The following is a 7,925-nucleotide window of genomic DNA, read 5'->3' on the forward strand; positions in this document are numbered from 1 at the left end:
ATATAATAATTCGCTCTTTCCTGTCAATCTCCGGTTGCCAGCAGTTCCTCCACCAGCTGCATAGTTCTCTGTGTCGAGTGACCATCAAGTGCATCTAAAAACAGTCTCTGAAACTGCGTCTTTGTCATTGCCGGGGATGTCTCTTCTGTCGGATCATCAAGAAGCCCCGCCGCAGCTTTTATAAGTGCCTCCATATCCGAAATGATCTTTCCCGGCGCAAATGCCGCAAATTCAAAATAGAGATCTCTTTTCTCCAGATATTCCTGCAGATCAAACGTATAAAATAAAATAGGAATATTCAAAAGCACCGCCTCAAAAATAACCGAGCTGTAATCCGTGATCAGCACCGATGTGATAAAGAGCAGATCATTGATATTCTCTTCTCTCGAAAGATCAAGCACCCTGTCCTGATATTCCTCCGGGATCTCACAGCAGTCTCTGACAAACGGATGATTCTTGAGGATCAGCACACTTTCCTGCGGAAGCTCTCTCATCAGTTTCTCCACAGAAAACTTCTCCCACGGATAATAGGCTGTCTTATTACCGCTTCCCCGGAAGGTCGGTGCAAATAAAATGACCTTCTTATCCCGGCAGACCGGATAGCGTGTATAAAGTGCCTCCCGGATCTGTTCCCGATATGCTGTATCGAAAAAGACATCCGTCCGCGGAACTCCGACCGGCCGCACACAGCGCTCATCGATACCAAAGGCCTCGCTGTAAAAAGGAACAACACCACTGCTGCTCGCAAGCGCTGCCGTATAGCTGCGGTGATTCCTTGACGACTGCGTCAGGTGATCCACAACGCCAAGCTCTGATAAACCAAACAGCTTAAATGCTCCACAAGCATGCCACATCTGCAGGATCTGTGTCTCCGGACGCATAGTCAGTGCATGAAGCTGTGGCACAAAGTCCTCCAGAATAATGAGCTTTGCCTCCGCCACCATTTCTGCACATTCCCGTATCTGCTTTCTGCTCAGCTTATGAACCGGCGTCTCTGTTAAAAATTCCCGGTAGGAAAGTCCCTTTTCCCGCACACAGGCACGAATGCGGTCCAAATTACCACCATTTTCCACACGCCGCTCCGACAAAAACAAAATCCCCTTTGTCTGCGGCACTTTGCGACAGGCATGTTCATAGCATTTTTTAAAATAACCGGTCTTATACTCCCTCACACTATAGCCGTAACCGGTCAGGTCATGAACCAGACCATGTGCATGATAGATCACGGCACTCTTCCCGTGGCGGCCGGCTGCTGCCTCATGCAGCGGATGAAGTCCTTTCACCGCCAGCACACCATCCAAAAGCCAGACCGGAAGAAGCAGTGTGCAGATTCCGTAAAGCACCACCGAACCCGCTTTCTGAAGAATATTCTTCGAATACTGCTGCCGGATAAACAGTTCTCCCGGCAGATCAAACGATGCCGGCTCATAGCTCCATAAGGACTCCGGTTCACAAAACGCCAAAGAAAGCTTCACCCGTTCTGAAGGCTCCGGAAACTTTTCAAAAAAAACATACGAAAGATCCACCGAAACCTTGGAAAGATACTGTCTTTCCTGACCATTTTCCTGCTGATTCCCGGCTACAACTGGAAAATACCGTCTGCCACAGCCCGCATCAAATACAAGCGATCCCCGAAGCTTCGGTTCCGTATGCGACCGGCTCGTCCGGCATTCAATCTCGATTTCTAATATCTTATTCTCTTTATCTACATGATGTTTTGTGATCTGCACATTCATTGCTATGATTTCCTCCACGTCAGACTATATTTATATAGTGTATCACAAATGGCTGGTATTTCATATTACTTTTGAAATACCAGCCATCAAAAACAGTAGGATTATTTTATTTCTTTGTCAGTTTCGTCACATAGCTGACAGGCAGGGCGCATACTCTGTCTACACGCTGCTCTGCACTGTAGAAGGATACTGATTCAAACACAATATAGATACGGTTTCCACTGATCGTGATCTCCTCGTTCATGGTCGGAACAGCAACGGTGCTGCGAACCTTTCCAAGAGAGATAATACCCTTGGATGCCTTTTTCAGATTTGGCTTATACACATCCAGCTGATGCATGTAACCACGCTTCTTCGGATCTGTCTGACAGGATCTGGAAACGATCAGTCTGCCATTGGAAGAAAATGCGATTCCCTGTACACGCGTCGGCATGGAAATAGTCTTAAGCGGTGTCAGTTCCGGCTTTGATCCCTTCTTGGAAATCTTATAGCTTACCAGATATCCCGGCTTTAGCTCATCATAGGATGCAACCCAGAGAAGTTTTTTGTAATAAGTTACCGTAGCTGCCTGCTGTGGCAGTGTGATCTCTACGCCATAGGAGGAAAGTTCCAAATAAGGTGCTTCCTCATCCAGGGCTTTCTTGATCGTCTTAAAAGGGATACTGCGCAGTGTTTTTGCCTGCGTGATCCAGAGATTCTTGCCATCAAATGCAATACCGCCGGCATGCGATTTATTTGGTAGAATGATGGTAGTAACAAGCTCCTTGTCATCCTTTGTCAAAACGTAAACAACGGAGTTTTCCTCCCCCCGTCCGTCATACGCCGTCACGAAGAAATAAGACTTCGCTAACGTGATTCCCTGTGGAACCATTGTTCCACAGCCAAATTCTGCCACATTTGTATTGAGCATACCCGGAATTGCAAAGCTCTTTGCATAGTCAAGCTTTTTGCTGAAGTCTTTGTTCTTTTTGCAGGCCGCAGACTTCTTAAATAATGATTTACTCTTGTAAAGCTTTGGCTGGGTGCTTGTCGCACTGACCTCCATTGGGATTCCGGTCTTTTCTATGGACGCCTTGCTCTCATAGACCATTCCGTTATAAACGTTGTTACGATATGCTGTTACATAATATTTATAAATCTGATTGTTCTCCAGATTTGTATGGATAAACTTCTTATTGGACTTTCCTTCCAGCGTTGTCAACAGCACATACTGGTCATTCTGGTTGATGTATACATGATAACCGTTTGCGCCCGTTACAGCTGGCCAGGTCAGTCGTACTCGCTGATTACCACCTTTGATCGTAACCGTCGGCGCTGCCGGCAGAGAACAGGTAAATACTGCCGGTGACTCCTCACCGACATTTGCTTCCGTTCCTGCATATGCCACGATCTTATACTGATATGTCTTACCGGCACTCAGCGTGGTATCCTTATATTCACCGGTTGATGCAACACCGATCTTTTTGAAGTTTCCACCGGTTCCGGCACGATAAATGATATATCCTGTCGCAGACGGAATATCTGTCCAGCGAAGCATAACGCTTGTCGTTGTATTGTCGGAAATCGTAAAGTTCTCAACCTTCTCCGGCTTCGTAAATACCTGTGATGATACAACAAAATCGCTTCGACATGCGGTCTGATCGTTGACTGCGTAAAATGCAAAATAATACTCTTCACCGGCAGCAAGACCTGCAACCTGAATACTCGTTCCGGTTGTCACCGTATAGAAATCGTATTTTTCCTGCACTGTATCATACTTATAAACATAGTAACTTGTTGCATTCGGCACAGCCGACCACTGATACGCAATGGAATACTTGGTGATCTCTACGGCTGTCACTGCAGACATCACGATATTCGGATCAACTGTCACTGCCGCTCCGGATACAACGATTGTCGAGGTATCCTGCGGTCCTGTAGCCGCCTTTGCCTTCTCCGTCTGCCAGATTGCCGCAGACGATGTGATCTGCAGCATAAATAAAAGAACTGCCAGACCAAACGCCAATGTCTTGTAGTTTCTGATTTTCTTCATTTCATCCTCATTTCTGTACTGTATATTTTCCCCCTGACAAGACCGCCACAGTACAGGCAGTCTCTAAAACTTTCAGCCTAATATATCCAGAATACGCCCACAGGCGTCTCCTTTCATATTATCGTATTGAAATTTGACAAAATTTTGTCGTTTTGGTAAATTATCACAATTATTTTGCAAAAGCTCATACAATTCTGTCTGTGTATGCGCGATCTGCCCCGGCATCATGTTCTCATAATCAAAATAAAAGCCTCGGTCATATTCTGCAAGATCATACGCAAATAACAGGATCGGCTTGTCTAACAATGCATATTCCACCACCGAAGAGGAATAATCTGTGATAAACAGATCGGATACCAGATACAGATCTGTAATATCATTATAGTCTGTCATGTTATAGCAATATTTATTCTGTGGCAGATTTTCGACCGGAAATTTCGGATGCATGCGGATCAGTATGACCCATTCATCTCCAAGGATCTGATGGATCCGCTCTGCATCAAACCGATCCATGATCTGCCGGTTCTCCTCATCTGTTCTGCGAAATGTCGGCGCATAAAGTAAAATCTTCTTACTCGCAAGCTCCGGATATTTCTGATAAAAGCTGCTCTTCCTCTGACAGATCCTCTCCTCATCAAAATAAATATCTGTCACCGGAATCCCGGTCGGATAAATCCTCTCCGGCGGCACGGCAAACGCTTCCTCATAAAACGGCTTTACAGCCTGTGAGGTCACAAACAGATGTGTGATCTTCCGATTGGCACTTCTCACAACCTCTGCCACCTTCGGATCTGTCTCCGTAGAAAGTCCGAACCGCTTAAATGCTCCGGCTCCATGCCAGAGCTGCACAAACTGTGTATCACGCTTTGTTGTTCTCATATAACATAACGGAAGAAAATTATCATTCAGAAAAACCTTTCCCGCCCGCGCCATATGACAGGGATACACCACGAAAAACAAAAACGCATCATGAATACATCCCCACAACGATTTGCGCATTCCACTGTCCGGATTACGGAACAGATCTCTCTTGGCAAACGCTTCGCAGACATCGCCTGCTTTCCCTGAATATGCATTTTGTATTTCCTTTAAATTGCCATTGATTCCATGATTGTGACCATTCCACAGAATGATCCTGTGCGGATCCGGTTCGCAAAAAATGCTGCATATATTATAAACCCATGCAAATATCAAATAACCTATTGTTTTCATATCAGTCTTCTTTTCTTTCTAAAGGCAGGCAGCTTGCTCGTTCCACCCAAAAACCGCCTGACACAAACATTCTTTTTTATTATACCAAATAACCTTACAAATACAAGTCACCGATTTTTCTTTGAAACATAAATTATCTGTAGCAGAAAATAAACTTCCGGAGGGTATCCCATGCAGCGAGTCGCATCACTTATTCATCTTCCTGCCGCACGCAGTCTGAATCTGACCGGTAAAGGAATCGGTATTGCCGTATTTGATACCGGAATCGGCAGGCATCCGGATCTGACACTGCAAGACAGCCGTCTAAAAGCCTTTGTGGATACCGTAAACCATCGTCCGGACTTTTATGATGACAACGGACATGGCACGCATATTACAGGAATCATCGCCGGAAACGGCAACGCCAGCCGAAAACGCTACGAGGGCATCGCTCCGGACAGCCATTTTGTCATGATCAAGATTCTCAACCAGAAGGGGGAGGGCAACATCGAAGATGTTCTTTCCGGAATCCGCTGGCTGCTCGCTCATTACAGACAATATAATATCCGGATCGTCAATATCTCTGTCGGAAGCAGCCGGGGCAGACATTTTGATGAAAATTCCCCTCTCGTCCGCGGCGTGGAAGCCCTCTGGGAGGAGGGGCTTGTCGTCCTGACTGCCGCCGGCAACCACGGTCCCTCTCCGCACAGCATCGGTGCTCCCGGCAACAGCCGCAAGATCATCACCGTCGGCGCCTCCGATGTAATGCAGACCGGCAACGGCAGAGATTATTCCGGGCGCGGTCCGACCGAAAGCTGTATCAAAAAGCCGGATATCGTTGCACCCGGTTCTAACATTATCAGCTGCCAGCCAATGCATACCTACTCTGCCCGCCTCTACGGCAGTTCCTATGACAGCATGTCCACAGGCAGGCTCTATCAGAGCCGCAGCGGTACCTCCATGTCAACGCCGGTTGTCAGCGGATGCATTGCTCTTCTTCTGCAGCAACGTCCATATCTTTCCAACCGTGAGGTCAAATTCCAGCTCAAAAAAACAGCAGTCGATCTCGGTTATGATCATTCCCGCCAGGGCTGGGGACTGATCCGGCTCGACCGCCTGCTGTATCTGTAAGCTGCTGTTTTAATTTATCCACTTTATTTTCGTAGAAAACGGTCAACCGTGTCGACAAATTCTCCCATTTGATTTTTGGAAAGCTGCGCATCAGCTCCCAGCGCATCTCCCTTCCTTCTCATGTCATCATTGATCAGCGAGGAGAAAATGATGATCGGAATCTCCTTTAACTCCGGATCCTCCTTCATCAGCTTCACCAGCCTGTGCCCATCCATCTGCGGCATCTCAATGTCTGTCACAACACACTGCACATGCTGCCGTAAGGTACCTTCCTTCTTATACTGCTGCAATAGGTTCCACATCTCCAAACCGTTATTTAACGGAATCACATTGACATATCCTGCCTTCGTCAGCGTATCATAGATCAGCATACTGAGCAGTCTGGAATCCTCTGCAAAAAGGATCGGAGCATGATTGGTCTCTCTGTTTTCCAGATTACCGGCTCCATGCATCGTCATTCCGATATCCGGTGCGATCTCTGCAACGATTGCCTCAAAATCCAGGATCAGCACAAGCTTTCCATCCAGATTCACAATACCGGTGATCATACTCTTCGACGAATTGCAGATCATACTGTCCGGCTGGATGATCTGTCCCCAGTTCACACGATGGATTCCCACCACACCATGCACATGAAAGCCGGTATTTACCATATTAAAATTGGTGATCAGAAACATATCCTGCGTTGGCTCATCCATCTGTTCCTTCATACCAAGTGCTCTTGCCAGATTCACCACTGTGATCGTCTCTCCACGGGTGCTGAATGCTCCCTCCACGTTCGGATGACTGTTCGGGATCGGTGTCAGCTCCTGACAAGTAATGATCTCCCGGATCTTTGCCACATTGATTCCATAGTAATTTCCGCCCACCATAAATTCCAGGATCTCAAGCTCATTTGTTCCGCTCTCTAATAAAATATTTGTATCCATTATCTTCCTCCATTATAGATTCCGTTCTATATATCTTTCCTTCCATTTTACAATAGCAACATTTCTTTTTCAAGACACTTTTGACTTCTCACCCGATATCGGATACAATAGAGCAGAATTTGCACCATAGCAGATATCTTATTTTGATAAAATACCACAGGAGGATTTTCCTATGAATAATATTATCTTGATCGGCATGCCGGGCTGCGGCAAAAGCACGATCGGCGTTGTCCTTGCTAAAAATCTTGGTTTTCGCTTTATTGACAGCGATCTGCTGATTCAGGAGCAGGAGCACCGTCTCCTTCATGAAATCATTGAACAGGACGGACTTGACGGCTTTAACCGGATTGAAAATCAGGTCAATGCTTCAATTGATACCGACTCATCCGTTATTGCAACCGGCGGAAGTGTTGTTTACGGTCATGAAGCAATGGCACATTTAAAGGAGATCGGAACCGTTCTCTACCTGAAACTTCCTGAGACGGAGCTTCAGAAACGTCTCGGCGACTTAAACCAGCGCGGTGTTGCGATCAAGGAGGGACAGAGTCTTCATTCTCTTTATCAGGAACGAATCCCTCTCTACGAAAAATATGCCGACATCACGATCGACTGTTCCGGCAGAGAGATCCGCGACTGTGTTTCCGAGATCAACAGGTTGCTTAGAAGCACCACGGACATTCTATAATATCTGCCATAAAATATCAATTTGCTTTGATCGTTACAATTATTTGAAACAAACACCTGCGTTAATCAAAAAAGCCTGTAAAGATTCATTATTAAAATCTCTACAGGCTTTCTTCATCCTGATACCTTCAAAACTGTATACCGATTATAACATCTTCACGCCGCTTTTGCAACCAGCTCTCCGTTTCTTTTGGATAAGCCTTCGACCTATTAGTGACAGTC

Annotated in this window: 6 protein-coding genes; 2 read left to right on the plus strand and 4 right to left on the minus strand. The window is 46.2% G+C overall.

Going from position 1 to position 7,925, the window contains the following annotated elements; genetic code table 11:
* Window positions 1–23 precede the first annotated feature (23 nt).
* The 3 genes from ACZLMD_RS02510 to ACZLMD_RS02520 all read right to left on the minus strand — a co-directional run bounded on the left by ACZLMD_RS02510 (window position 24) and on the right by ACZLMD_RS02520 (window position 4,980).
* On the minus strand, window positions 24–1,736 hold the full coding sequence (locus tag ACZLMD_RS02510) for a CDP-glycerol glycerophosphotransferase family protein (protein ID WP_489495067.1): 1,713 nt from the start codon (window positions 1,734–1,736) through the stop codon (window positions 24–26).
* Window positions 1,737–1,842: 106 nt separating this feature from the next.
* Window positions 1,843–3,768, minus strand: coding sequence for a fibronectin type III domain-containing protein (locus ACZLMD_RS02515; protein ID WP_489495068.1), 1,926 nt, complete (start codon window positions 3,766–3,768; stop codon window positions 1,843–1,845).
* 72 nt (window positions 3,769–3,840) lie between these two features.
* A complete protein-coding gene (locus ACZLMD_RS02520) occupies window positions 3,841–4,980 on the minus strand; it encodes a CDP-glycerol glycerophosphotransferase family protein (protein ID WP_022305742.1) in 1,140 nt (379 codons plus the stop codon).
* 171 nt (window positions 4,981–5,151) lie between these two features.
* On the opposite strand from ACZLMD_RS02520, the gene ACZLMD_RS02525 reads away from it, so the two are divergent.
* Complete coding sequence (locus ACZLMD_RS02525; protein WP_118560994.1) at window positions 5,152–6,090, plus strand: S8 family peptidase; 939 nt, start codon at window positions 5,152–5,154, stop codon at window positions 6,088–6,090.
* A gap of 23 nt (window positions 6,091–6,113) precedes the next feature.
* Here ACZLMD_RS02525 and ACZLMD_RS02530 read toward each other — a convergent pair whose 3' ends face one another.
* Complete coding sequence (locus ACZLMD_RS02530; RefSeq protein WP_118560996.1) at window positions 6,114–7,019, minus strand: chemotaxis protein; 906 nt, start codon at window positions 7,017–7,019, stop codon at window positions 6,114–6,116.
* A 172-nt stretch (window positions 7,020–7,191) separates the two neighbouring features.
* On the opposite strand from ACZLMD_RS02530, the gene ACZLMD_RS02535 reads away from it, so the two are divergent.
* Window positions 7,192–7,704 (plus strand): shikimate kinase, encoded by a 513-nt coding sequence (locus ACZLMD_RS02535; protein ID WP_022305078.1) that lies wholly within the window; start codon window positions 7,192–7,194, stop codon window positions 7,702–7,704.
* Window positions 7,705–7,925: the final 221 nt, after the last annotated feature.

The sequence above is a fragment of the Jutongia sp. genome (genome assembly GCF_057878315.1).

Bases quoted from the DNA above. Each gene is read 5' to 3' on its own strand.
- ACZLMD_RS02510 (WP_489495067.1), bottom strand. From the start codon at position 1,736: ATGAATGTGCAGATCACAAAACATCATGTAGATAAAGAGAATAAGATA.
- ACZLMD_RS02530 (WP_118560996.1), bottom strand. From the start codon at position 7,019: ATGGATACAAATATTTTATTAGAGAGCGGAACAAATGAGCTTGAGATC.
- ACZLMD_RS02515 (WP_489495068.1), bottom strand. From the start codon at position 3,768: ATGAAGAAAATCAGAAACTACAAGACATTGGCGTTTGGTCTGGCAGTT.
- ACZLMD_RS02525 (WP_118560994.1), top strand. From the start codon at position 5,152: ATGCAGCGAGTCGCATCACTTATTCATCTTCCTGCCGCACGCAGTCTG.
- ACZLMD_RS02535 (WP_022305078.1), top strand. From the start codon at position 7,192: ATGAATAATATTATCTTGATCGGCATGCCGGGCTGCGGCAAAAGCACG.
- ACZLMD_RS02520 (WP_022305742.1), bottom strand. From the start codon at position 4,980: ATGAAAACAATAGGTTATTTGATATTTGCATGGGTTTATAATATATGC.